General features: G+C 69.1%; 19 protein-coding genes. 13 read left to right on the forward strand and 6 right to left on the reverse strand.

Going from position 1 to position 24,968, the window contains the following annotated elements; genetic code table 11:
- Positions 1–19 precede the first annotated feature (19 nt).
- The gene (locus HQM25_RS15275) at positions 20–1,102 is read left to right on the forward strand and encodes a Gfo/Idh/MocA family protein (protein WP_172991004.1); all 1,083 of its coding nucleotides are present in this window, start codon (positions 20–22) and stop codon (positions 1,100–1,102) included.
- A 4-nt stretch (positions 1,103–1,106) separates the two neighbouring features.
- Positions 1,107–2,111, forward strand: a complete 1,005-nt coding sequence (locus HQM25_RS15280) for a hypothetical protein (RefSeq protein WP_254359395.1) — start codon at positions 1,107–1,109, stop codon at positions 2,109–2,111.
- Positions 2,112–2,402: 291 nt separating this feature from the next.
- Here the strand turns inward: HQM25_RS15280 and HQM25_RS15285 are convergent, their stop codons facing one another.
- The 6 genes from HQM25_RS15285 to HQM25_RS15310 are packed head-to-tail and all read right to left on the reverse strand — an operon-like array spanning position 2,403 to position 9,805.
- Positions 2,403–5,036, reverse strand: coding sequence for a Tat pathway signal sequence domain protein (locus HQM25_RS15285; RefSeq protein ID WP_217275159.1), 2,634 nt, complete (start codon positions 5,034–5,036; stop codon positions 2,403–2,405).
- Positions 5,033–5,677 carry a DUF1961 family protein gene (locus tag HQM25_RS15290; protein ID WP_172991005.1) on the reverse strand — a complete coding sequence of 215 codons (645 nt, stop codon included), beginning with the start codon at positions 5,675–5,677 and terminating at the stop codon, positions 5,033–5,035. The genes HQM25_RS15285 and HQM25_RS15290 overlap by 4 nt, the downstream gene beginning before the upstream one ends.
- Positions 5,674–6,555, reverse strand: a complete 882-nt coding sequence (locus tag HQM25_RS15295; protein WP_172991006.1) for a carbohydrate ABC transporter permease — start codon at positions 6,553–6,555, stop codon at positions 5,674–5,676. Before HQM25_RS15295 ends, HQM25_RS15290 begins: the two co-directional genes overlap by 4 nt.
- Positions 6,555–7,526 carry an ABC transporter permease gene (locus tag HQM25_RS15300; protein ID WP_172991007.1) on the reverse strand — a complete coding sequence of 324 codons (972 nt, stop codon included), beginning with the start codon at positions 7,524–7,526 and terminating at the stop codon, positions 6,555–6,557. The genes HQM25_RS15295 and HQM25_RS15300 overlap by 1 nt, the downstream gene beginning before the upstream one ends.
- A 56-nt stretch (positions 7,527–7,582) precedes the next feature.
- Positions 7,583–9,109, reverse strand: coding sequence for an extracellular solute-binding protein (locus tag HQM25_RS15305; protein WP_172991008.1), 1,527 nt, complete (start codon positions 9,107–9,109; stop codon positions 7,583–7,585).
- Positions 9,110–9,160: 51 nt separating this feature from the next.
- Positions 9,161–9,805 (reverse strand): YesL family protein, encoded by a 645-nt coding sequence (locus tag HQM25_RS15310; RefSeq protein ID WP_172991009.1) that lies wholly within the window; start codon positions 9,803–9,805, stop codon positions 9,161–9,163.
- Between the two features lie 284 nt (positions 9,806–10,089).
- Between HQM25_RS15310 and HQM25_RS15315 the strand changes: the two genes are divergently transcribed.
- From HQM25_RS15315 to HQM25_RS15365, 11 genes are all read left to right on the forward strand, one after another.
- Entirely contained in the window at positions 10,090–11,385 is a 1,296-nt protein-coding gene (locus tag HQM25_RS15315) for an ABC transporter substrate-binding protein (protein ID WP_172991010.1), read from the forward strand.
- A gap of 76 nt (positions 11,386–11,461) precedes the next feature.
- A complete protein-coding gene (locus HQM25_RS15320; protein ID WP_172991011.1) occupies positions 11,462–12,460 on the forward strand; it encodes a carbohydrate ABC transporter permease in 999 nt (332 codons plus the stop codon).
- 32 nt (positions 12,461–12,492) lie between these two features.
- Positions 12,493–13,386, forward strand: a complete 894-nt coding sequence (locus tag HQM25_RS15325; RefSeq protein WP_438803638.1) for a carbohydrate ABC transporter permease — start codon at positions 12,493–12,495, stop codon at positions 13,384–13,386.
- Between the two features lie 4 nt (positions 13,387–13,390).
- Positions 13,391–14,038, forward strand: a complete 648-nt coding sequence (locus tag HQM25_RS15330; RefSeq protein ID WP_172991013.1) for a DUF624 domain-containing protein — start codon at positions 13,391–13,393, stop codon at positions 14,036–14,038.
- A 53-nt stretch (positions 14,039–14,091) separates the two neighbouring features.
- On the forward strand, positions 14,092–16,152 hold the full coding sequence (locus tag HQM25_RS15335; RefSeq protein ID WP_172991014.1) for a beta-galactosidase: 2,061 nt from the start codon (positions 14,092–14,094) through the stop codon (positions 16,150–16,152).
- A 35-nt stretch (positions 16,153–16,187) separates the two neighbouring features.
- Positions 16,188–17,708 carry an arabinosylfuranosidase ArfA gene (arfA, locus tag HQM25_RS15340; protein ID WP_172991015.1) on the forward strand — a complete coding sequence of 507 codons (1,521 nt, stop codon included), beginning with the start codon at positions 16,188–16,190 and terminating at the stop codon, positions 17,706–17,708.
- Positions 17,709–17,870: 162 nt separating this feature from the next.
- Entirely contained in the window at positions 17,871–19,169 is a 1,299-nt protein-coding gene (locus HQM25_RS15345; RefSeq protein ID WP_172991016.1) for a glycoside hydrolase family 27 protein, read from the forward strand.
- Complete coding sequence (locus HQM25_RS15350) at positions 19,157–21,364, forward strand: beta-L-arabinofuranosidase domain-containing protein (RefSeq protein ID WP_172991017.1); 2,208 nt, start codon at positions 19,157–19,159, stop codon at positions 21,362–21,364. The genes HQM25_RS15345 and HQM25_RS15350 overlap by 13 nt, the downstream gene beginning before the upstream one ends.
- Before the next feature lie 194 nt (positions 21,365–21,558).
- Complete coding sequence (locus tag HQM25_RS15355) at positions 21,559–22,686, forward strand: Gfo/Idh/MocA family protein (protein ID WP_172991707.1); 1,128 nt, start codon at positions 21,559–21,561, stop codon at positions 22,684–22,686.
- 5 nt (positions 22,687–22,691) lie between these two features.
- A complete protein-coding gene (locus tag HQM25_RS15360) occupies positions 22,692–23,909 on the forward strand; it encodes a dihydrodipicolinate synthase family protein (RefSeq protein ID WP_172991018.1) in 1,218 nt (405 codons plus the stop codon).
- Positions 23,906–24,787, forward strand: a complete 882-nt coding sequence (locus HQM25_RS15365) for a sugar phosphate isomerase/epimerase family protein (RefSeq protein ID WP_172991019.1) — start codon at positions 23,906–23,908, stop codon at positions 24,785–24,787. Before HQM25_RS15360 ends, HQM25_RS15365 begins: the two co-directional genes overlap by 4 nt.
- Positions 24,788–24,968 lie beyond the last annotated feature (181 nt).

A 24,968-nucleotide genomic window follows, 5' to 3' on the forward strand; every position in this document is an offset into this window, starting at 1 on the left:
CCGTCGAAGGAGACCACCTGTGACCGACTCCCTCCGCTGCGTGATCGTGGGCACCGGTGCGATCGCCCACGCCCACGCCGACGCGATCGAGGCCTACCCGGCCGCCGAGCTGGTGGCGGTCACCGACCTCTCACGGGCGTCGGCCGAGGCCTTCGCCGAGCGCCACGGCGTGGCCGCGGTCTACGACGACCTCGACACCCTCCTGGCCGAGGTGAAGCCCGACGTCGTGCACGTGTGCACTCCCCCCGTTGCGCACACCGCCCAGACGCTCGCCGCCTTCGCCGCGGGTGCCCACGTGGTGGTCGAGAAGCCCCCGGCACCGAGCCTCGAGGAGCTCGACCAGATGCGCGCGGCCGCCGCCGCGGCAGGGCGCGAGCTCGCTGTCGTGTTCCAGCAGCGGACCGGCACCGCCGCCGCCCACGTCAAGCGCCTCCTCGACGCCGGCGCCTTCGGCCGGCCTCTGATGGCCCAGTGCCAGACGCTCTGGTTCCGGGGCGCCGACTACTTCGCCGTACCGTGGCGCGGCAAGTGGGAGACCGAGGGCGGCGGCCCCACCCTCGGTCACGCGATCCACCAGATCGACCTGCTCGCCTACCTCCTCGGCGAGTGGGAGAGCGTGCAGGGACAGCTCTGGCGCCTCGACCGCGAGACCGGCACCGAAGACGCCTCGACGGCGACCGTGACGTTCGCGAACGGCGCCGTCGCCGCGGTGACGACCAGCGCGGTCTCGCCGCGCGAGGTGAGCTCCATCCGCATCGACACGCAGAAGGCCACGATCACCGTCGACCACCTCTACGGGCACGCGCACGAGCACTGGAAGATCACCCCCGCACCGGGCTTCGAAGCCGAGGCCGAGGCCTGGCAGCTGCCGGAGAGCGAGGAGGCGAGCGGCCACAACCCGCTCATCCGTGCGGTCTTCGATGCGCTGCGGGCGGGGGCCCCGCTGCCTCCGACTGCGGCCGACCCGGCGCGCTCGTTCGAGATCGTCGCGGCGATCTACGCCTCGGCAGCCGACGGCGCCGCGGTGACGCCGGAGCGCCTGGCGCAGCATCCGACGCACCGCCGCGGGTTCGCGAGCCCCGTCACCGACCGACGCGCCTGATCCCATGACGGCCGCCGACCGCGACACGGACGCCATCGACCCCGATGCGCCCGCCATCGACCCCGATGCCTCCGCCCCGGGCGAGATCTACCGGGACCCGGTCTACGACGGCGCCACCGACCCGCGCGTGGTGCGCGACGCGGGGAGCGGATGGTGGATGTTCTACACGCAGCGCCGGGCGACGCATCCCGAACCCGGTCCCGGGGTCGCGTGGGTGCACGGGTCGCGGGTGGGCGTCGCCCGCAGCGACGACGGGCTGCGCTGGACCTATGCCGGAACCCTCGAGCCCGAGGCCGCCCGCCTCGTGCTGCGGTCCGGCGAACCGCCGACGGCGGTGGATGCCACGCACTGGGCCCCGGAGATCGTCCACGACGGTGCGCGGTGGCGCATGTACCTCACCGAGATCGCGGGCATCCCGTCGCAGTGGGCGGGGCATCCGCGGCACATCGTGGAGTACGTGTCCGACGATCTCGCGACGTGGACGCGGCGCGGCAAACTCGACCTCGACAGCGACCGCGTGATCGACGCGGCCGTCGAGCGCTGCCCCGACGGGCTGTGGCGCCTCTGGTACAAGGACGAGGCGGCCGATTCGGTGACCAAGGTCGCGGTCTCGCCGGACCTCTCGTCGTGGCGGGCCGACGGCACCGCGATCGGCGGGCGTCCCCACGAGGGCCCGACCGCGTTCCCCCTCGACGGCTCGTGGTTCCTGATCGTCGACGAGTGGCGCGGCATGGCGGTGTATCGCTCCGACGACGCGATCTCGTGGGAGCGGCAGGGCGGGGCGGATGCCGTGGTCCTCGGCGAATCCGGACCGCCCGCGCGCGGCATCCAGATCGGCCGGCACGGCGCCGTGACCCTCGTCGGCGACGAGGCGCTGCTCTACTACTTCACGCATCCGTGGTGGGACGGCAGCGAACTCGAGGACGCCGCCGACCTGGCGCACCGCCGCAGCGCCGTGCACGTCGCGCGGCTCCGCGTGGAGGACGGCGAGCTCGTCGCCGAGCGCTGAGCGCGGAGCGCTCGCGGCGCGCAGCGCTGCGCGCGCGGCGCGCGGGGCGCGGCATCCACTGCTGTTCCCCACTTGCTGAGATCAGGTGATCCGCCGAAGACAGGCCGATCGGGAGCGCCTGCGGCCTGTTCTCGGCAGAACACCTGATCTCAGCAACAATGGGCGGGCGACGCATCCACTCCCCGTTTGCGGAGAACCGGTGATCTGCCGGAGACAGGCCTTATGCAGCAACATGCGGCCTGCCGTCGGCAGAACACCTTTTCTCGGCGACGGTGTCTGAGCACCGACTCGTCACTCGGGCAGACGGTGGCCGATCAGCGCGAGATTCTGGATCGCGGCGAGACCGTACTGTGCGACGTCGTTTGTGCCCACGCTCGGCGCCTCATCGACGGGGTTCAGAACCGCGGCGCCGTCGATCCGCTTCAGCACGAAGTCGCTGCGGTGAACGAGCCACTCGCCGATGCCCTCGAAGGCCTCCCACGCCGAGTCTGCAAGCGCATCGTCGCCGGTCGCCGCCGCCGCGTATGCGGTGAGACGGCTGTGGGCCTGCTCGAGATGGATGCCGCTCAGCTGCTCGCCCACGGCGGCGATCTGCTCCTCCGGTGAGGCCAGATACAGGCGGCAGTAATCGATCCAGGCCCCCCGGAACCCGGGGACATCGACCAGCGAGATCAGCTCGCTCGCGACCTCCACGAGGCCGAAGACGGCGCTCAGATGCGACACCGCGACGCGATCGCGGGTCGTCTCGAACCGGCCCGCGTCGATGTCGTACAGCGCCTCCCCCGTGAGGAACCCGCGCGGCAGTGCGCCGATGTCCGCCATCGTCCCCAGGAGACGGTCGCGCGACCGCTCGTTGCCCGTGCGCTCCCAGTCCGCGAGCCACGTCGCGGCCAGAGCGCCCCAATCGGTGCCCAAGCCCACCGCCAGGGCGCCACGATCCGGACGGTAGGTGGCGGCATCCGGGCGCACCTTGCGCGTCGGGTCGGTATCGAGGAATCGGGCGTCGCTGTCACGCAGCTCCGTCAGCAGGTCGCCGACCCGCTCGTCGGCGGTGAGGTAGTGGAAGAAGCGACGGTATATCGGGCTGGAGATGCGGAGCTGCTTGGCACTGCATCCCCAGTGCTGCACGTTGTGCCGAGATCCGAGGCCCTGCCAGCGACCGAGGTGATAGACATCGACCTCGCCGGTATGACGGGTCATCGCCTCGGCGAGACGGAAGACGTCTGCTCGACCGGTGCGCAGGTACGAGTACCACAGCCACAGGTCGGGCGAGAGCTCGCTGTTGTCCCAGGCGTAGCCGCCGACGTCGTAACGCCAGACATGTCGGTCCGGATCGTACGCGTGCATGACATCGCCGTAGTTCCAGAACCCGTACCAGCGGCGCTGATCGATCTGCCGCAGGTAGAAGTCGAGCAGGAAGTCGAGGCTGTCCTCGATCTCCGCCCGGGCCGCCGTGGAACGGTCCACCGGAGCCCAATCGCCGAACACGCCCACCGAAGCGAGGTGTCCGGGCGTCGGCTGGAGGAGCGGCGGCTGCTGCAGCGCCGACACCGCCTCGGCGGCGCGCTCGATGGTGGGCGTCGCGTCGTACGCGAACAGAGTCAGCTCGTGCGTCCGGGCGACACCATGGGCGTCGCCGAAACCGGGCTCATAGTCCTCGTAGGTGATCTCGAGCGCTTCGAGCTGCGTCGCGAAGTCCTCCTGGCCAAGGCCGTCGTGGTAGAAACGCATGTCCATCGGTCGCGCCTCGGGCGCATACAGCCACGCCGTGAGCTCCGCCCTCTCTCCCGTCAAGCCCCTCAGGTCGAGCTGGCCGGGGTGGGACTGCCAGAACGACCGGATGCCGACACCCAGGCCACCGCTCGGGTCGCTGACCGCGACGTACCCCTCCGCGCGTGTGCCGGCCCCCGCATCGATCCAGGCGTGCCCGGCCTTCGTCCGCTTGCGGATGGCGAAGCCGTCGGCGCTCAGCTGGGTGAGCGTGAGGTCGGCCCAGGACGGGATGAGCTCCAACCGGTTCGAGACCTCGGGATTCCATGACTCCGTCGCCGGTGTACGCCGCCCGGCGATCTGGGCGGCGCGCACATCTGCGCCGGGGTCGCGGCGCAGGCCGGTCACGCCGCGCACCGACTCCGAGAAGAATCCCCCCTCTGCCCCGGCGAGTCTCACGTGGCGGTCGTGCAGCGGTTCTCTGAGCGGAACCGCAGCACGCAGGCCCAATCCTGCGAGGAAGTCATGCTCGGCGTCGCCGTCCCAGATCACGCTGTGCACGAGGCGCAGCTGCGCAGAGCCCGTAACCACGACGACGCGCAGGGTGAACGGCAGCCACTCCCGGTCTCCGTCCTGAGCGCGATGGATGCCCTCGATGCGCACGACCGCGCGCACGGGGCCGCGCTGCTCGACCTCGACGGCTGTGGTGCGCGAGGCGAAGCGCACACGGGGCGCCGCCCCGCCGTCCTCCGGGATTTCGTGCTGCAGCAGACTCACCATGCGCACGTCCTCGGCGACCGCCCGGCCGCCTCTATCGATGGAGCGCAGGAGCATGTCGGAACCCACGGCGCCGAACTCGACCTCGACCAGGCCGTTGGAGACCACGACGCTGCCGCCCCGGTGCTCGACGGTGACGGGCGCCTCCGGCTGCACAGACGCGCCCACGGCATCCGCGATCACGACCTCGTACTCGCGCGGCTCGTCCAGCGCTCCCACGGCGGTGCCGGCCCACTTCACCGAACCGTCGGGCCAGGTCGCGAGCGTCCAGAACTGCGCGGGCACCTCGGCCCCCGCGACCTCACGCAGTCGCAGCGATGCCGGGTCGGCGACCGTTCCGCGCGTGAGGGGCACTCCCCAGGTGGCGCCTGCGGCCAGGGAGGCCGGCACCGCATCGTCGAGCCAGCGGAGCGGGATGGTGGTCTCGGACCGGGTCACAGCGCGTGAACCTCCAGGTTTCGATAGCGGGCGACGAGAGGCGACATCTGGCGGAATCCGATGCGGCCGTCGCGGATGCGAGGACCGGTGGATTGGTCGTCGCTCCAGGAGAAGAGCGGAAGTCCGTCGATCGCGAACGCGACGTGCGCGCCGTCCTTTACGACCTCGATGCGGTAGAACGCGTCGCGGGCGTCGGCGACGGGCGGCAACGGGTCCGCACCCTGCGCAACCAGGTGGAAGCCCGGCGACTTGCGCAGGTTGCACGTGTGGAACGCGCGTTCGTCTTCCCACCGACGGCGGAAGTACGACACGTGCAGGGTGCGGATGTCGCCAGAGTGGTACTGGGGATACGCGCCCGTGCGCGCGGCGAGACCGTCATCGAAGATCCCGCCGCCGCCATCGGCGGCGGCCCCGAAGAACAGCATGGCGAGCCCGGGCTCACCACGGGGCGAGAACTCCCACGTCACCCGGATGCGATCACCGAAGACCTCGGGGCACCAGAGCGTCCAGTGGTCGTCGAAGCCGCCGCCGCTGGAGAGCTCCAGTCCATCGCCGCCGGGCCCGGCGGACAGCGGCCCCTCAGCGACCCAATCGGCGATGTCGTCGGGTTCCGCGAGCGGGTTCGCGTACAGCAGGCTCATCCCTTCACCGAGCCGATCAGCATGCCCTTGGCGAAGTGCTTCTGCAGGAACGGGTAGAACAGGACGATCGGGAGCGTGGCCACGATGATCACGGCGAACTTGATCCCCTGGGCCGGCGGCAGCTGCGACGGATCGGCTTCGACGATGGAGAGATCCGTCGCGACGGTGACCTGGCGCAGGAACATCTGCAGCGTCCACATCGAGTTGTCGTTCAGGTAGAGCAGCGGCGACATGAAGTCGTTCCAGATGCCGACGGCATAGAACAGGGCGAAGGTCGCCAGCACGGGCTTGGACAGCGGGAGGACGACGCTCCAGAGCGTCTGCAACTCGTTGGCGCCGTCGATCTTCGCCGACTCCTCCAGCTCGTTCGGGAGCTGCTGGAAGAAGTTCTTGATGATGATCAGGCTGAAGGGGTTGATGGCCATGGGCAAGATCAACGCCCAGTAGTTGTTGAGCAACCCGAGATCCTTCACCACGAGGAAGGTCGGGATCATGCCGCCCGAGAACACCATCGTGAAGACCACCAGAGAGAGGATCAACCGCCCACCGGGCAGGTTCGCCTTACTGAGCGGGTAGGCCATCGTGGCAGTCAGCATCAGCTGCACGAGGGTTCCGACCGCGGTCACGGCGATCGTCGTGATCAGCGCCCGCACGAACGCGGGGCTGGTGAAGATCGCCTCATACGCCCTCAGCGAGAACGTCTCCGGCCAGAGGAAGAAAGATCGGGTCGCGAGCTCGGCTTCGGTCGCGAACGATCCCGCGAGCACGAAGACGAACGGCACCAGGGCGATGATCCCGATGGCGATCATCAGGACGACGTTGAAGACGTCGAAGACGCGCCCCGCAGGGGTGTTGAAGCGGTACTTCTCGCGTGCCATCAGAAGATTCCCGTCTGGTTGAGGCGCTTGGCGAGCCAGTTCGCGCCGAAGATCAGAACGACCCCGACGACCGCCTTGAACAGGCCGACCGCGGTGGAGTAGCTGTACGAGCCCTGCGTGATGCCCATGAAGTAGACGTACGTGTCGAAGACGTCGGCGACCGACCGGTTCAGCGAGTTCGTCATGAGGTAGATCTGCTCGAAACCGGTGTTGAGGATCTGCCCCATCTGGAGCACGAGCATGACGATGATCGTCGGCATGATGGACGGCAACGTGATGTGCCAGACGCGCTGGAAACGGCCCGCGCCATCGATGATGGCCGCCTCATACTGTTCCTGATCGACCGTCGCGAGTGCGGCGAGGAAGATGATGGTTCCCCATCCGGTGTTCTTCCAGATGTCTTGCAGCACGATGATCGGCCGGAACCACGCCGGATCGGCGAGGAAGTTGATGTCGGTGCCGAGGATGCCGTTGATGAGCTGGAACAGCGGTCCCACATCGAGCGCGAACAGCAGATACGTCAGCGAGGCCACCACTGTCCAGGACAGGAAGTGCGGGATGTAGATGAGGGTCTGCACCGATCGCTTGAGGATCATCACGCGCATCTCGTTGAGCAGGAGCGCGACGACGATCGTCAAGGGGAAGGCGATCAGCAGGCTCAGTGCGGCGAGGATCAGCGTGTTCGCAAGCAGCCGGGGGAAGTCCGGGCTCGAGAAGAAGTCTTCGAAGTGCTGGAAGCCCACCCACGGACTGTCGGCGATGCCCAGGAACGGCACATAGTCCTTGAACGCGATGACCGCGCCGTACATCGGCCAGTAACGGAAGAGCGCGAAGTACAGGATGCCGGGCAGCAGCAGGAGATAAAGCCACTTGTATTGCGTGAAGTGCACGCGCACGCCGCGCCGTCGCTTCGATGCCGTTTCGACCGTGATGGTCTCGGTCGCCGTGACGGCGGTGTCGAGGATAGCCATGGGAGAACCTCCGGGAAGTGCCGGAGGCGACGCGAGCGCCGCCCCCGGCATCCGAATCAGGAGTCAGCCGAAGCCAGCTCGTTGATCTCGGCGATGATGTCGTCGCCGCCGCTCGTGCGCCACAGCTCGATCGCGTCCTCCAGCGCGGCGAGGTCGATCTGACCTGCGAGGTACTGGATACGCGCGTCTGCGACGATCGTGTCCAGCTGGGCACCCTTCGACACGTAGGTGGGAGACACGTACGGTGCGGACGGGTCGAATTCGGCGGACTCGGTGTCCTCGGCTTCGATCGCCTTGCGCTTGTCGTACATCTCCTGCTCGTAATCCGTCGCCTGCTTCGGCAGGTATCCCTGGAAGCCCGTGACGTTCATGCCCAGCTGAGCGAAGCTCATGACGGTGTCCTTCAGCGCCTGAGGTGCGTCGTCGACGGCGACGGCGAGATCGCCGTCGAGCTCGTAGGTGACGCCTTCGATGCCGTTGTTCAGCAGCGGGCCGGCCTCGTCGGAGTTCAGGTCGTTCAGCACCGCGAGCACGGCGCGCAGGTCCTCCTCGGTGCGCACCTTCGCCTTGGGGATGGCCAGGAAGCCGCTGTAGCCCGTGGTCGGCAGGGCGTGCATGTCGCCGTCAGGACCCGTGAGGTTTCCCGTGACGTCGACGTACGCGTCGAAGTTGTCCGGGTCGGCCTCCTTGAAGAGGTTGATCAGCACACCGGCGCGCGAGTGCACGTCGATGATGATCCCGCCCTTGCCGTTGAGGAAGGGCTCGTTCCAGGTCGCGGAATCGAAGGTCGCGAAGTCAGGGTTGACGACGCCCTCCTCGACGAGCTTCCGCTCGAACTGGACGGCCTCCAGCCACTGGTCGGTCGTGAAGTTGGGAACCAGCTCGCCACCGTCCTCAGTCCAGCGGTTGCCGGCGCCGTACCAGGTCTCCATGGCGTCCCAGGGGCTGTTGGTGCCGATGGTTCCCGGCCACTTCGGCACGATGATGCCGTAGGTGTCGTCCTGGCCGTTGCCGTCGGGGTCGTCCTCGGTGAAGGCCTTCGCGACCTCGTAAAGGTCCTCGGTCGTCTTCGGCAGCTCCAGGCCGAGGTTCTCGAGCCAGTCCTTCCGAACGATCACGGCCTCACGCATCACGTCTCGGGCGCGGAACACTCCGTAGACCTTGCCGTTGACGCTCGAGGCCTTCTGCACCTCAGGGAACGTCGTGTCGAGGTTGGGGTACTCGGCCAGATAGTCGGTGAGGTCCCAGAACGCGCCGGCCTCGGCGTTGCGCACGAAGCCCGGGTCCTTGCCCTGAATGACCATCACGTGAGGAAGGTCATCGCCGGCCAGGGTGATGTTCACCTTGTCGCCGTAAGACGAGTTCGGAACCCAGGTGATGTCGAGGTCGACGCCGACGACGTCCTCGACCGCGGTCTCGATCTCGTTGCCCTCTTCGGGCGCGTTCGTCACGAGGTAGGGCGCCATGATCTCGATGGTGTCGAGATCAGCCGCTTCGGTGCCGCCGCCGGCCGAGCATCCGGCCAGCGCGAGCGCCGTCACTGTGACGGCGCCGATACCGGCGATCGCCTTGGTGCGAATCATGAAGGAACTCCTTCGTTCATTGGTGGGGGTGGGGGCTGCGATGCCGTGAGGTCATCGCGCGGACTGCTCGAGAGCAACCCGCTTGTCATTGGAGACGTAGAAGGCGATGCACATGGCCGTGCTGGCCGTGATCCATGCACCGAGTGACAGGAAGGGGATGATTCCGGGTAGGACGAATCCGGCGCCGACGATCGCGACGCCGACGAGAGCGAGCATCGCGATGTGCGGGAGATTGCGCACCGTCCACCGCATCGCCGTGAAAAGGTAGGCGCCGCGCGGGAGGTCGTAGTGGGCGTACATCGTGACGGCCACGGTGGTCACGGCGGTCGCCACGCTCAGAGCGCCGACGGCGATAACCCCGAAGGCGGAGCCGAGGCTTCCCGCCTGCGCCATTCCGAGCACGCCGACCAGCAGCAGCGCCGATGCGCCGAACCCTGGAAGAAGCGCCACGTTGGCGTCCCGGAAGTGGCGACGCCAACTGCGCGAGAACTCATGGAGGACAGGAAATGCCTCGCCACGCAGCCGCCGACGAGTCAGCTCCGATGCGACCGCCGACGCCGGGGCAGCCCCGAGGACCACTCCACCGAGAATCGTGAACAGGTACCAGAGGGCATTGACCGTGAGCACCCACGAGATCCATTCGAAAGCGTCGTGCAGACGCAGCGCCCAGGTGGGCGAAGGCGTGCTCGTCGTCATCAGGATCTCCGTCGATGTGGTGGCGGATGTCGGCGAAGACATCCTGGAATGCGTTTTCCCGGCAACGTAACCCACAACTTGAAACGAGTCAACCTGGGTTGGCGCCGTTACTGAATCGTTCGAATTTCTTCCTTGCCGGTATTGCGAAACGTTTTTCTCTGCAGTACGTTAGCGGGCAAGCGCTTTCCGCCACCCGGGCACCAAGGGATGCGCACACACCGCACCAACGGACAACGAACGCCGTCGCGGGACAATGGACGCAGGCGTTCAGAGAGAGGACAAGGATGTTCAGCAAGAAGCGGACGTTCGCCGGCATCGCACTCGCGACCGGCGCCGCACTGACGCTGGCCGGTTGCGCGGGCGGCGACGCCCCCGAAGCCGACCCCACGTTCAACCCCGACGAAGAGGTCACGCTCGACCTCGCCTTCTGGGGCAACGACGTGCGCGCGGAGCTCTACAACGAGGCCATCGAGGCCTTCAACGAGGAGTACCCCAACATCACGGTCAACGCGACCTTCCTCGGCTTCCCCGAGTTCTGGGAGAAGCGCCAGACCGAGGCCGCCGGCGGCAACCTGCCCGACGTGATGCAGTTCGACTACTCGTACCTGCGCCAGTACTCCGAGAACGGCCTCCTGCTCGACCTCGACCCGTACCTCGGCAGCATCATCGACACCGAGCCGCTCCCCGAGAACATCCTCGGCATCGGCGTCGTGAACGGCACCACCTACGGCATCGCCACCTCGACCAACGCCTGGGGCCTGTTCACCAACCCCGTGCTGCTCGAGGAGGCCGGCGTCGAGGAGTTCGCCGGTGGCAGCTGGGAGGACTACGCCGGCTGGATGACGGAGATCACGGATGCCGCGGGCGGCGAGTTCTACGGCGGCGGCGACTACGCCGGCCGCATCCAGAACTTCGAGGTGCAGCTTCGCGCCGAGGGCTCGTACCTGTTCAGCGACGAGGGCGAGGCCGGCTTCGACGAGGAGCGCCTGACCGAGTTCTGGGAGTCGACCGCGGACTTCCGCGCCGACGGCATGATCCCGCAGCAGCGCGTCGAGGAGGTCGCTCCCAAGGGTGGCTTCGACTCGGCCCTGACCGCCAGCGAGCTCACCTGGGACAACTTCGGCGCCGGCTACCTCGCCGGTCTGGGCGAGGGTTACACCGAGCTCGGCCTCATCGCTCCCCCCGTGCAGGTGGAGGGTGCGAAGGACCTTTACCTGAAGCCGTCGATGCTGCACGCGATCTCGGCGAACACCGACAACCCCGAGGCTGCCGCCACGCTGGTCGACTTCCTCGTGAACTCGGAGCAGTCGGGTGAGATCTTCGGCACCAACCGTGGCCTTCCGGCTTCGGAGACCGCTCTGGCCGCGGCCGAGCTCGACCCGCTGAGCCAGCAGGTCAAGGACTACGAGGCCTCGATCGCCGACCGCCTGGGCGACGCCCCGCCGGTGCCGATCGTCGGCTACGGCACGCTCGAGGAGAAGTTCCGCCAGCTCGGCACCGAGCTCGCCTTCGGCACCATCACGGTCGAAGAAGCTGTCTCGCAGTTCTTCGCCGAGATGGACGTCATCCTCACCCAGTAAGACCTTCCGGGGTCCGGTGGCGTCTCGTCTCCGGACCCCGGAACACCACCGAGCCACCAATCAGGAGAGAGTCGACGTGAGTACCACAGCGACGAGAGTGATCACGACGGGGAAGCCGTCGTCGGGTCGGAGCCTGTTCCGGCGCCGGTACCGTGAGGACAATCTGTCGCGGCCGGGTCAGAAGGCTCGTCTGCGGAAGGAGTCGCTGGCCGGGTACGGGTTCCTGGTGCCGTGGCTGGTCGGGTTCTTCGGGTTGACGATCATCCCGATGGTGTACTCGCTGTACCTGTCGTTCACGTCGTACAACATCTTCTCCCCGCCCCGGTGGATCGGGTTCGACAACTATGTGCGGATGTTCACGAACGACCCGTCGTTCATCCAGTCCGCGCAGATCACCCTGGTCTACGTGCTGGTCGGCACCCCGATCACCCTGCTGGCCGCTCTGCTGGTGGCGATGCTGCTGAACTACCGGGACAAGGGTGCCGGGTTCTACCGGTCCGCGTTCTACGCCCCCTCCCTGATCGGCGGGTCGGTGAGCGTGGCGATCGTGTGGCGAGCGATGTTCGCCTCCGACGGCCCCGTCGACCAATCGCTCAGCTTCTTCGGCATCGATCTGGGCGGGTGGATCGGGAACCCCTCGCTGGTGCTCCCGGCGATGATCCTGCTCGCGGTGTGGCAGTTCGGATCGACGATGGTGATCTTCCTCGCCGGTCTGAAGCAGATCCCGAAGGAACTGTACGAAGCCGCCGAGATGGACGGCGCCGGCCCCTGGCACCGATTCCGGGCGGTCACCATCCCGATGCTGTCCCCGGTGATCTTCTTCAACCTGCTGCTCGGCCTGATCGGCGCGTTCCAGGTGTTCTCCTCCGCCTACATCATCAGCAACGGGTCCGGCGGCCCCGCGGGCATGACGAACTTCATCACCCTGTACCTGTACAAGCGCGGCTTCTCCGACGGGCAGATGGGTTACGCGGCCGCGATCGCGTGGGTGCTGCTGATCGTCGTCGCGATCATCGCCTTCATTCTGTTCCGCACCCAGAAATCGTGGGTCCACTACGCGGGAGACAACCGATGACCACTGCAAGCCTCGGCGCCGGCGGCGTCCAGATGCTCGAGAACCAGCTCACCGACGAGCAGGTCCCCACCCCCACACGCCGCAAGGTCAAGCGCAAGACCTGGCAGACCCTGATCTGGTTCATCGCGCTCACCGCGATCACCCTGATCGTGCTGTACCCGCTGGTGTGGCTGCTGTTCGCGACCTTCAAACCCAACAGCGAGTTCGGCCAGTCCATCGCGCTGCTGCCCAACAACCCCACCCTGGACAACTACATCAAGGTGTCCGAAGGCATCGCCGGGGTGCCCATGTGGCGGTTCTTCCTGAACTCGCTGATCATCGCGGTCGGGTCCGTGATCGGCACCGTGCTGTCCTCAGCCCTGGCCGCGTACGCGTTCGCGCGGATCCAGTTCAAGGGCCTCGGCATCCTGTTCGCCGCGATGATCGGCACCCTGCTGCTGCCGTTCCACGTCGTGATCATCCCGCAGTACATCATCTTCAACAACCTCGACATGGTCGACACGTTCTGGCCGCTGCTGCTGCCCAAGTTCCTGGCCACCGAAGCGTTCTTCGTGTTCCTGCTGGTCCAGTTCATGCGGCAGATGCCCCGCGACATGGACGAAGCAGCCCGCATCGACGGCGCCGGCCACGTCCGCATCTTCTGGTCGATCATCCTGCCGCTGATCAAGCCCGCGCTGATCACCTGCTCGATCTTCGCGTTCATCTGGGCCTGGAACGACTTCCTCGGCCCCCTCCTCTACCTCACCTCGCCGGAGAACTACCCCCTCCCCATCGCCCTCCGCCTCTACAACGACCAGACCTCGTCGTCGGACTACGGCGCCACCGTCACCGCGTCGTTCATCGCCCTCCTCCCCGTCCTCCTCTTCTTCCTGGTGTTCCAGCGCTTCCTCGTCGACGGCGTCGCCACCCAGGGCCTCAAAGGCTGACACCATGGACCGCCGAGAAGCGAGAGCCGCCCGTCGCGCCGAGCGCGACGGCTCGGGCCCCACGCTCGAAGAGCGGGAGCCCACGCGCTATCCCGGCGCGACGGGCGCGTTCGCACTGTTCGGCGAGGCCCTGTACACCGGGCTGCTCATCACGATCGCGAGCCTGCCGATTGTCACGATGCCCGCCGCGCTGACGGCCGGCATCCGGCACCTGCGCCGCTACCTGAACGCCGAGCAGTCCCATGCGCGACAGTTCTGGCGCGACTACCGCACCGCACTCCCTGGCGGGATCGCCGTCGGGGCGGTCACCGCGGTGATCGCCGCGGTGCTCACCGCCGACATCCTGCTCGCCGGTACCGGCGCCCTCCCCGGCGGCACCGTCATCGGCGCGGTCGGCTGGGTGGGCCTGGTCGCCGCCGGCGTCGCCCTGCTGGCCATCACCGGCGGGTACGAACCGGCACGCGGATGGATGCCGGCTGTGCGCGGCATCCCGAGCATCATCCGCGCCGACTTCGTCGGCGCCCTCTACCTCGCCGCGACCGTCGTCTTCGTCGGCGTCGCGACCTGGATGCTCATCCCCCTGCTGCTCCCGGCCCTCGGGCTCGCAGCCCTCGCCGTCGTCGCCATCCCCACCCGCCGCCGCGGGCGCTGACGACGACCGCTTCCCGCATCACCCACCACCCATCCCCTCTCAGGAGACCCGCTTTGCTGTACGGCGCCGACTACAACCCCGACCAGTGGCCGGAGGAGGTGTGGGACGAGGATGTTCGTCTCATGCAGGAGGCGGGCGTCAACATCGTGAGCCTCGGGATCTTCGCGTGGTCGCGCATCCAGCCGGCCGAGCACGTGTGGGACTTCGCATGGCTCGACGCCGTCATCGAGAAGCTGCACGCGGGCGGCATCCAGGTGAACCTCGCGACCGCGACCGCGTCGCCCCCGCCGTGGGTGAGCGCGAACTACCCCGAGACGCTCCCGGCGGACGAGAGCGGCGCCTCGTACTGGCCGGGCAGCCGACAGCACTTCGCCCCGTCGTCTCCGACGTATCGCCGGCTCGCCGGGGAACTGGTGCGCCGCCTCGCCGAGCGCTACGTGCACCACCCGGCCGTGGTCATGTGGCACGTGGGCAATGAGTTCGGCTGCCACCTGTGGATGGACTTCTCCGACTCCGCCCGCGATGCCTACCGGATCTGGCTCGCGGACCGCTACGAGCACATCGACGCGCTCAACGCGGCGTGGGGCACGAGCTTCTGGTCGCAGCGGTACGGCTCGTTCGAGGAGATCTTCCCGCCGCGCCTCGCGCCCTACAGCCACAACCCGTCGTCGATGCTCGACTGGCGCCGGTTCACGAGCGACATGCTGCTGGAGTGCTACCTCGCCGAGCGCGCGATCCTGCTCGAGGCCGGCGCGACCCAGCCGATCACCACGAACTTCATGGGCCCGTTCAAGCCCGCCGACTATGCGAAGTGGGCGCCGTTCATGGACGTGATCGCCGACGACTGCTACCCCGACCCCACGAGCCCCACCCGCGTGCGCGACGCCGCGTTCCAGCGCGATCTCGTGCGCTCGCTCAAGCCGGGTGTGCCCTGGCTGCTGTGGGAGCAGGCGACGGATGCCGTCAACTGGCGCCCCTCGAACCCCGGCAAGCGCCCCGGTGCCCTGATGGCAGAGACGGCGCAGTCGATCGGCCGCGGCGCCGACGGGATCATGTTCTTCCAGTGGCGCCAGTCCCGTGCAGGCAGCGAGAAATTCCACTCCGCGATGCTCCCCCACGCCGGCACCGACACGTCCACGTGGCGCGCGGTCACCGAGCTCGGTGCGCGCCTGAAGGCGCTCGGCGACCTGCCCGCCCCCGGACGCGACGCGCGTGTGGCGCTCGTGTTCGACTGGGAGGCGTGGTGGGCGGTCGAGGAGCGCGACCACCCGGTGCAGATCGACTACCTCGCCGTGATGCTCGAGTGGTACGGGGCGCTCCATGCCCGCGGCATCCAGGTCGACATCGTCGCGCCCGAGCGCGTCGACGACGGCTACGACCTGGCCCTGGCCCCCGTGCTCTATCTGCTGCGCGACGAGGGCGCCGCGGCGCTCATCCGCTTCGTCGAAGGCGGCGGCACCCTGCTCGCCGGGCCGTTCACCGATCTCGTCGACGGTCACGACCAGTTCCGCGCCGGCGGCTTCGTCACCCAGCTGCGCGCCCTGCTCGGCATCCGCTACGAGGACTTCGGCGCCCTGGGCGGCACCTCCGCGGGCGGCATGGGCGTGGGCGCGATGAGCCTGAAGGCCGTGCTCGCGCAGGTCGACACCGCGCGCTTCGCCGTCGGCGGTGTGGATGCCGCCGGCAGCCTGCTCGCGGAGGTGGTGCACCCCGCCGGTGCGCAGGTCGAGTCGCGCTTCGAAACCGGTCCTTCGGCCGGCAGCCCCGCCCTCACCCGCCACCGCCACGGCGCGGGCGAGGCGTGGTACATCGCCACGGTCCCCGATGCCGCAGGCGCCGACGCCGTCGTGGGGGCTCTCGTGGCCGCGGCCGACGTGCACCCCATCGTCGAGGGGCTCCCCACCGGCGTCGAGGTCGCCCGGCGCGGCGACCTCGTCACGCTGATCAACCACGGCGATGACACCGTCTCGATCCCGGTCTCGGGGACGGATGCCGAGACGGGCGCCGCCCTCGAGCACCTCACACTGGCGAGCCAGGAGGTGGCGTTCGTGCGGGTGCCCGTGGCCGCCGATCGGCTCGACGCGAACGCCGCGGCATCCATCTCCGTGTCCTGACTCCCCCGCCGACCGCACCGCCTCGAAAGGCCATGATGACCGACGCGACCGCACGCTTGGACCCCTACAACGAGATCTCCGATATCGACCGACGCGTCTTCGGCGGCTTCGTCGAGCACCTCGGCCGGCACATCTACGACGGGATCTTCGAGCCCGGTCACCCCGCCGCCGATGAGTCCGGCTTCCGCACGGATGTGATCGACCTCGTCAAGGAGCTCGGCGTCTCGACGATCCGCTACCCCGGCGGCAACTTCGTGTCGGGCTACCGCTGGGAGGACGGCATCGGCCCGGTCGAGGACCGACCCCGCCGACTCGACCTCGCGTGGCACTCGACCGAGACCAACGAGGTCGGCCTGCACGAATTCTCCGACTGGCTCGAGCGCGTCGGCTCCGAGCTCATGCTCGCCGTCAACCTCGGCACGCGGGGCACGCAGGAGGCCCTCGACGTGCTGGAGTACTCCAACTCTTCAGCGCACACCGCCTGGACCGACCGGCGCGCCGCCAACGGGCATCCCGAGCCGTTCGCCGTGACGATGTGGTGCCTCGGCAACGAGATGGACGGCCCGTGGCAGATCGGCCACAAGAACGCCGACGACTACGGCAAGCTCGCCTCGCAGACCGCGAAGGCGATGCGCATGCTCGACCCGGGCGTCGAGCTCGTGGTCTGCGGCTCGTCGGGTCGCGGGATGCCGACGTTCGGCTCGTGGGAGCGCACGGTTCTCGAGCACACCTTCGACGACGTCGACTTCATCTCGTGCCACTCCTACTACCAGGAGATGGGCGGCAACGCCCAGGAATTCCTCGCGTCGGGCGTCGACATGGCGAAGTTCATCGAGTCGGTGGTAGCGATCGCCGACACGGTGGCGGCCACCAAGAAGAGCGAGAAGCGCATCATGATCTCGTTCGACGAGTGGAACATCTGGTACCTCCACAACGAGGAGGGCGGGCAGAACGACAAGCCCGAGGAGCAGGGCTGGCCGGTCGCACCCCGCCTGCTCGAAGACCAGTACCACGCGCTCGACGCGGTCGTCTTCGGCGACCTCATGATCACGCTGCTGCAGCACGCCGACCGTGTGCGCTCGGCCTCGCTCGCTCAGCTCGTGAACGTCATCGCCCCGATCATGACCGAGCCCGGCGGACCCGCCTGGAAGCAGACGACCTTCTTCCCGTTCTCGCTGACGTCCCGGCTGGCGAACGGCCGCGCGGTGCGTGTTCCGGTCGATGCCGGCACGTTCGAGTCCGACAAGCTCGGGTCGGTCGACAAGGTCAATGCCGTCGCGACGATCGATGAAGAAGGCGTCTCGCTGTTCGTCGTGAACCGTTCGGTGACAGAGTCCGCCGACCTGCGCGTCGACCTGTCGCCGCTCGTCGCAGCGCTCGGCCGCTCAGTCGCGGTGGTCGAGTCGCACCTCCTCCACGAGGACGACATGTACGCCGCGAACACGCTCGAATCCCCCGAGCGCGTGGGTGTTCGGGATGCCTCGGCCTCGGTCGACTCCGACACCCTCACGGTGTCGCTCCCCGCCGTCAGCTGGGCGGCGATCCGCCTGGCGTGACCCCGACCGCCGCGGGTCCGGGCTCCGGGGGGATGCCCCGGGCCCGCGGCATCCCGAATCTGTGCCGGGCGGAGGCTTTGTGACCGGCGGAGGCCGTTTCGCCCCCGATGCGGCCTCCACCCCTCGCAAAGCCTCCGCTCGTTCCGCGACGAAAGGACGATGATGACCCTTCGCACAGCCTCGACCCCGCCGCTGGGGTGGAACAGCTGGGACTCGTACGGCACGACGATCACCGAGGACGAGGTGCTCGCGAACGCCCGGTTCCTGGCCGAGCACCTGCTGCCGCACGGGTGGGACACCGTCGTGATCGACGCCGACTGGTCCGATCCGACCCCGCGCACCCATGGCTACACAGAGGATGCGCAGCTGAACCTCGACGCCCACGGCCGGCTGATCCCCGATCCGGTGCGGTTCCCGTCGTCGGCCGGCGGCGCCGGGTTCGGCCCGCTCGCGGCTCGGCTGCACGAGATGGGCCTGAAGCTCGGCATCCACATCATGCGAGGCATCCCGAAGCGCGCGGTCGCGCTCGACCTTCCCGTCGCGGGCACCGACCTGACCGCCGCGCAGATCGCCGATCTGACGAACCTCTGCGAGTGGAACCCCCACTACTCCGGCCTCGCGCCCGAGCACGCGGGTGACTACTACCGCTCGCTCATCGCGCTGTACGACCAGTGGGGCATCGACTTCATCAAGGCCGATGACCTGCTGTGGCCGTATCAGGCCGCCGACATCGAAGCGCTGTCGGCCGCGATCGAGGCGTCTCCGCGCGAGATCTCGCTGTCGCTGTCTCCCGGCCGGCACCTGTCGGCCGCGCACCTCGACCACCTCCGCGCCCACTCCACGATGTGGCGCGTGTGCGACGACGTGTGGGACCGCTGGATCGACGTCGAAGAGAACTTCTCGCGCCTCGCCCGGTGGGCTCCGTTCGCGGGCGAAGGCGGATGGCCGGACGCCGACATGCTCCCGCTCGGGCGCATCGGCCTGCGCGCCGAGCGCGGCGATCCTCGCCACGACCTCCTCACCCCCGGCGAGCGGCGGTCGATGGTGACGCTGTGGTGCATCGCCCGGTCGCCGCTCATGGTCGGCGGCGACCTGCCGACCTCCGACCCCGCGACGATCGCGCTGCTGCAGAACGACGACGTGCTGGCGCTCCTGCGGTCGGCGAACAGCCGCGAACTCCTCCGCGAACGCGACCTCGTCGTGTGGGCTGCCGAGGGTGCGGACGGCGAGCGCTGGGTCGCCGTGTTCAACCTCTCCGACGAGCACCGCGTCGAGCCGTTCGACACCCGCTCGCTGGGGCTCGGTCCGGCGCCGGCGCGGATCGTCGAGGTGTGGACCGGGTCGGATGCCTCGGTCGAGGCGGTCCACGAGCAGTCGAATGCCGCCCGCAGCGTCGCTCCGGGTTCGTCGGTCGTGCGGGCCGACCTCGCTCCGCACGGGTGCGTGCTGTGGCGGGCCTGAGCACCTTCGTCCCACTGGGTGACGTCCGCCTTCTCGAGGGGCCGGATGCCTCGGCCCAGCGCACCGTGTCGGCCACGCTTCAGCGGCTCGACCCCGAGCGGCTGCTGGCTCCGTTCCGACGCGAGGCCGGGCTGACGCCGCACGCCGAGCCGTACCCGGGGTGGGAGTCGGACGGGCTGGACGGACACACCGCCGGCCATGTGCTCACCGCCGCGAGTCAGCTCGCCGCCCAGGGCGACGCGGCCGCCCGTGCGCTGGCGGCGCACATCGTCGCGGGCATGCGGGCCTGCCAGGTCGCGATCGGCACCGGGTACGTCGGCGGAGTTCCGGACGGTGCCGCGCTGTGGGACGAGCTCGCCGCCGGCCGCGTCGAGGCGGGCGCGTTCCATCTCAACGGACGCTGGGTTCCGCTCTACAACCTGCACAAGACGCTCGCCGGGCTCCTCGACGCGGCGCAGCTCGCCGCGATCCCCGATGCCGAGACCGCGGTGGCCGCGTTCGGCGACTGGTGGCTGGCTGCCTGCGCCCGGCTCGATGACCCGACGCTCCAGACGATCCTGCGCACCGAGTTCGGAGGCATCCCGGACGCCCTCGCACGGCTCGCGCTGCACCGCCGCGACCGCGCGCTGCTCGACCTGGCTCGCCGGTTCGTGCCCGATGCCCTCGTCGAACCCCTCGCCGCCGGACGCGACGAGCTCGACGGCCTGCACGCGAACACGCAGATCCCGGTGGTGGTGGGCTTCGCGGCGATCGAGCGCGCTGCGGCGGTCCTCGCCCCCGACCTCGCAGCCGACATCGCCGCCCGCGAAGGGGCGGCCGCGCGCACCTTCTTCGCCGCCGTCGCCCACCGCCGCAGCTCGGCGATCGGCGGTGACAGCGTGCGCGAGCACTTCCCGGCCGACGCGCTCGCGATGTTCACTGCGCGCGAAGGTCCCGAGACCTGCAACACGCACAACATGGTGCGCCTCGCCGGCGAGCTCCACCTGCTGACCGGCGACGACCGGTACCTGCTGTGGGCCGAGAACGCCCGGATCAACCATCTGCGCTCGGCGCAGCATCCCGAGCATGGCGGGCTCGTGTACTTCACGAGCCAGCGCCCGGCGCACTACCGCGTGTACTCGCCCGAGGCCGAGGGCTTCTGGTGCTGCATGGGCTCGGGCTTCGAGGCGCAATCCCGCCACGCGGCGCAGGTGTTCTCGGTCACGGGTGACGGCGTGCTGCAGCTCAACGCGTTCCCCGCCGCCGAGGCGAGGTGGAACGACGGGGTGGTGTCGATCGCACCTGCCGACGGCGTCGACGTCTGGCACCTGACGGCGACGACCTCGACGCGGGTGAGCGTTCTGATCCCCGACTGGGTCGACGGCGTCGCGACCGTGGATGGGGCGATGGATGCCTCGGCCGGGTCTCGTGTCGCGCTCGAGCTCGCCGCCGGGGAGGGGGTCGAGCTCCGACTCCCCCGCCGGCTGAGGGTCGAGAGGATGCCCGGCGCCGAGGACTGGGGCTGGGTCGTGGACGGACCGCACGTGCTCGCCCAGCGCATCCCCGATGACACGGTGTCGTACCGTGGCGACGGCGCCCGCCTCGGACACATCGCGACCGGTCCGCTGCGACGCCTGGCCGAGACGCCCGTGCTCGAGCCCGAGCTCAGGGCCGTCCGCCTCGGCGACGGGCGCGTGCGCGTCGTGACCGACGTCGGCCCCGTCGACCTCGAACCTTTCGCGCATCTGCACGACGCCCGTTACACGCTGGCGTGGCCGTTGGGCGACCCGGCCACACGGCGCGACCAGCTCGCCGCTATCGACGCCGCTTCGCTCGAACTCGACGCCCGCACCCGCGACGTCATCCGCTTCGGCGAGCAGCAACCCGAGAGCGACCACGGCCTCACCGCGACCGACGAGCTGACCGGCATCGACGGGGGCGAGCGCTGGCGCGCGACGCGCGGCACGATCACGGTGACGCTGCGCGACTGGTCGGGCGCAGCATCCCATCTCCTGCTCGCGGGAGCAGGCGGCGACGTCCGGGTGCGCGTCCGCGACACCGTCCTGCACGAGGGCGCGGTGGATGCCTCGGGCACCGCGATTCCGCTGCCTCCGGGCGGTGCGGAGGTCGAGCACACGGTGCACCTCGAGTCCGCCGGCGGCGAGCCGACCGCACGCCTGACCGAGCTGCGACTGATGGCCGAGGCATCCGACTGATCGGAAAGCGCTTGCGGGATGCCTCGCCCCGTGGCACACTGTTGGAAAGCGTTTACCCGCTCCCTTGAACTTCCTGTCGTGACCGTGGCGTCGCAACAGGCCACACCGAAGAAAGCAGGACCATCGTGACCGACACGACCCTCGTCGCAGCCCAGGCCGAGGCTGCCCCCGCCGTCCGCGAGATCGGCATCATCATGAACGGCGTCTCGGGCCGCATGGGCTACCGCCAGCACCTCGTTCGCTCGATCCTCGCGATCCGCGACCAGGGCGGCATCGAGCTGTCCGACGGCACCAAGGTCACCGTCAAGCCCCTGCTCGTCGGCCGCACCGAGGGCAAGCTCGCCGAGCTCGCCGCCAAGCACGGCATCGAGGACTACACGACCGACCTCGACGCCGCCCTCGCCGACCCGCGCTGGGAGATCTACGCCGACTTCCTCGTCACGAAGGCCCGCGCCACGGCGCTCCGCAAGGCCATCGCCGCCGGCAAGACCATCTACACCGAGAAGCCCACGGCCGAGTCGGTCGAAGAGGCCCTCGAGCTCGCGCAGCTCGCCAAGGCCGCCGGCGTCAAGACCGGTGTCGTGCACGACAAGCTCTACCTGCCGGGTCTGCAGAAGCTCAAGCGCCTCATCGACTCCGGCTTCTTCGGCCGCATCCTGTCGGTGCGCGGCGAGTTCGGCTACTGGGTGTTCGAGGGCGACTGGCAGCCCGCGCAGCGTCCGTCGTGGAACTACCGCGTCGAAGACGGCGGCGGCATCATCGTCGACATGTTCCCGCACTGGAACTACATCCTCGAGAACCTCTTCGGCGGCGTGAAGACCGTCTACGCGCAGGCATCGACCCACATCCCCACCCGTTGGGACGAGCAGAACCAGCCCTACACCGCGACCGCCGAGGACGCCGCGTACGGCATCTTCGAGCTCGAGAACGACGTGATCGCCCAGATCAACTCGTCGTGGACGGTGCGCGTGAACCGCGACGAGCTCGTCGAGTTCCACGTCGACGGCACGCACGGCTCGGCCGTCGTGGGCCTGTTCGGCGCGAAGATCCAGCACCGCAACGCCACCCCCAAGCCGGTGTGGAACCCCGACCTGGCCGACAGCCACGACTACGACCGCGACTGGGCCGAGGTGCCCACGAACGAGATCTTCATCAACGGCTTCCGCCAGCAGTGGGAGGAGTTCCTGGAGTCCTACGTGCTCGGCACCGAGTACGAGTACGACCTGCTCGCCGGCGCCCGCGGCGTCGCGCTCGCCGAGGCCGGCCTCGAGTCGGCCCGCGAGGGCCGCAAGGTCGCGCTCCCCGAGCTGAACCTGGGCTGACCCGCATGGTCACCCTCTCGCTGCTCGGCGCCGACGGCGCCGTCACGGGCACAGAGCTCAACGAGGCCCCGGGCTATAACAAGCCCGAAGGCCCGCTGAAGAGCCGCGTCGCCTACGCCGCCGCGCACGTCGTGCCGAAGATCCACGCCGACAACACGCCGGGTCAGCCGGCCGACGTCGACTGGGACGCCACGCTCGACTTCCGCCGTGCCGTGTACTCGTGGGGTCTGGGCGTCGCCGACGCCATGGACACCGCCCAGCGCAACATGGGACTGGATGCCGCGGCCACCCGCGACCTCATCGCCCGCTCGGCACAGGTCGCGCGCGAAGAGGGCGGCTCGGTCGTCGTCGGCGTCAACACCGACCACGTCGAGGACGAGCACATCTCACTCGACCAGGTGATCGACGCCTACAAGTCGCAGCTGCACTTCACCGAAGAGCAGGGCGCGGGCCCGGTCCTCATGGCATCGCGTCACCTGGCGCGCGTGGCGCAGTCGGCCGACGACTACCGTCACGTCTACCGCGAGGTGCTGCAGTCGGCCACCGCGCCGGTCGTCCTGCACTGGCTGGGCACCGCGTTCGACCCGGTGCTCGAGGGCTACTTCGGCTCGACCGACTGGCGCGAGGCATCCAGTGTTCTGCTCGACGTGATCGGCGAGAACACCGACAAGGTGGCGGGCGTCAAGATGAGCCTGCTGGATGCCGCGAGCGAGGTCTCCGTGCGCGAGCGCCTCCCCGAGGGCGTGCGCATGTTCACGGGCGACGACTTCAACTACGTAGGACTCATCGGCGGTGCCGACGTGCCCCAGGCGACGCAGCCAGACCGCGATCCGAGCTCCCCGCGCCAGCACTCCGACGCGCTGCTCGGCGCGTTCGCCGCGCTCACCCCGGTGGCCTCGGCGGCCATCCAGGCGCTCGATGCCGGTCGCCCCGACGAGTACCTGCGCATCCTCGGTCCCACCGAGGAGCTCAGCCGCCAGATCTTCGCCGCGCCCACGTTCTACTACAAGACGGGCGTCGCGTTCCTGTCGTGGCTGAACGGCCACCAGTCCGCGTTCCAGATGGTCGGCGGTCTGCACTCCGCGCGCAGCCTGCCGCATCTGTCACGCATCGTCGAGCTGGCGAACGCCTCGGGAGCGCTCGAGAAGCCCGAACTGGCGATGATCCGCTGGCACGGGATGCTGCGCCACAACGGCATCGATGTTCCGGGAGTCATCGCATGAGCACGGTCGACCCGCGCCTGTCCATCAACCAGGGCACCATCAAGAAGGCCGACCTCGCCGAGGCGCTGCGGGCGACCGCGGCGAACGGCGTGTCGTCGATCGGACTGTGGCGCGAGCCCGTGCAGGAGGTGGGCCTGGCCACCGCGGCGAAGATGCTCGCCGACTCGGGCCTGCGCTTCTCCACGCACTGCCGCTCGGGCTTCTTCACGATGCCCGAGGGCCCCGCCCGCCGCGCGTCGATCGACGACAACCTCGTCGCGATCGAAGAGGCCGCAACCCTCGCCGCCGCCGGCGCCCCGGGCTCGTTCCCGGTGCTCGTGCTCGTCGCAGGCGGTCTGCCGGAAGGCTCGCGCGACGTCGTCGGCGCCCGCGAGCGGGTGCGCGACGCGATCGGCGAGCTGGCTCCCGCGGCACAGGCGGCCGGCGTGCAGCTGGCGATCGAGCCGCTGCACCCGATGTACGCGTCCGACCGCTGCGTCGTCTCGACCCTCGGCCAGGCGCTCGACATCGCGGCAGACTTCGCGCCCGAGGTCGTCGGCGTCACGGTCGACACCTTCCACATCTGGTGGGACCCCGAGGTGCTGGCATCCATCGCCCGCGCCGGTCGCGAGGGACGCATCGCCACCTATCAGGTCTGCGACTGGAAGACGCCGCTGGCCGCCGACGTGCTGCTGAGCCGCCACTACCCGGGCGACGGCGTGATCGATTTCGCATCGCTCACGCGCGCCGTGGAGGAGACCGGCTACGACCGCGACATCGAGGTCGAGATCTTCAACGCCGACATCTGGGCGAAGGACCCCGACACGATCGTGCGCGAGACGGCGGCCGGCTTCGGCGCCGCGGTCTCCCCGCACCTGCGCGCGACCGTCGCGCGGTGACTCCCGCCATGCCCTGCGGCCTCCCGCGATGAGCGGGGGCCGCTGGCGGGGTACCTCGATCTGTCCGCCTACCTCGCCGGCGCCGAGCCGCCCCCTCTGCGGGATGCCGACCGGCAGCGACTCGCCCGGATTCTGGGGGCTCGCACCGCCGTCGCCACGGACATCCGCACCGAACGCGAAT

The organism is Microbacterium hominis (assembly GCF_013282805.1).
GTDB lineage: Bacteria > Actinomycetota > Actinomycetes > Actinomycetales > Microbacteriaceae > Microbacterium > Microbacterium hominis_B.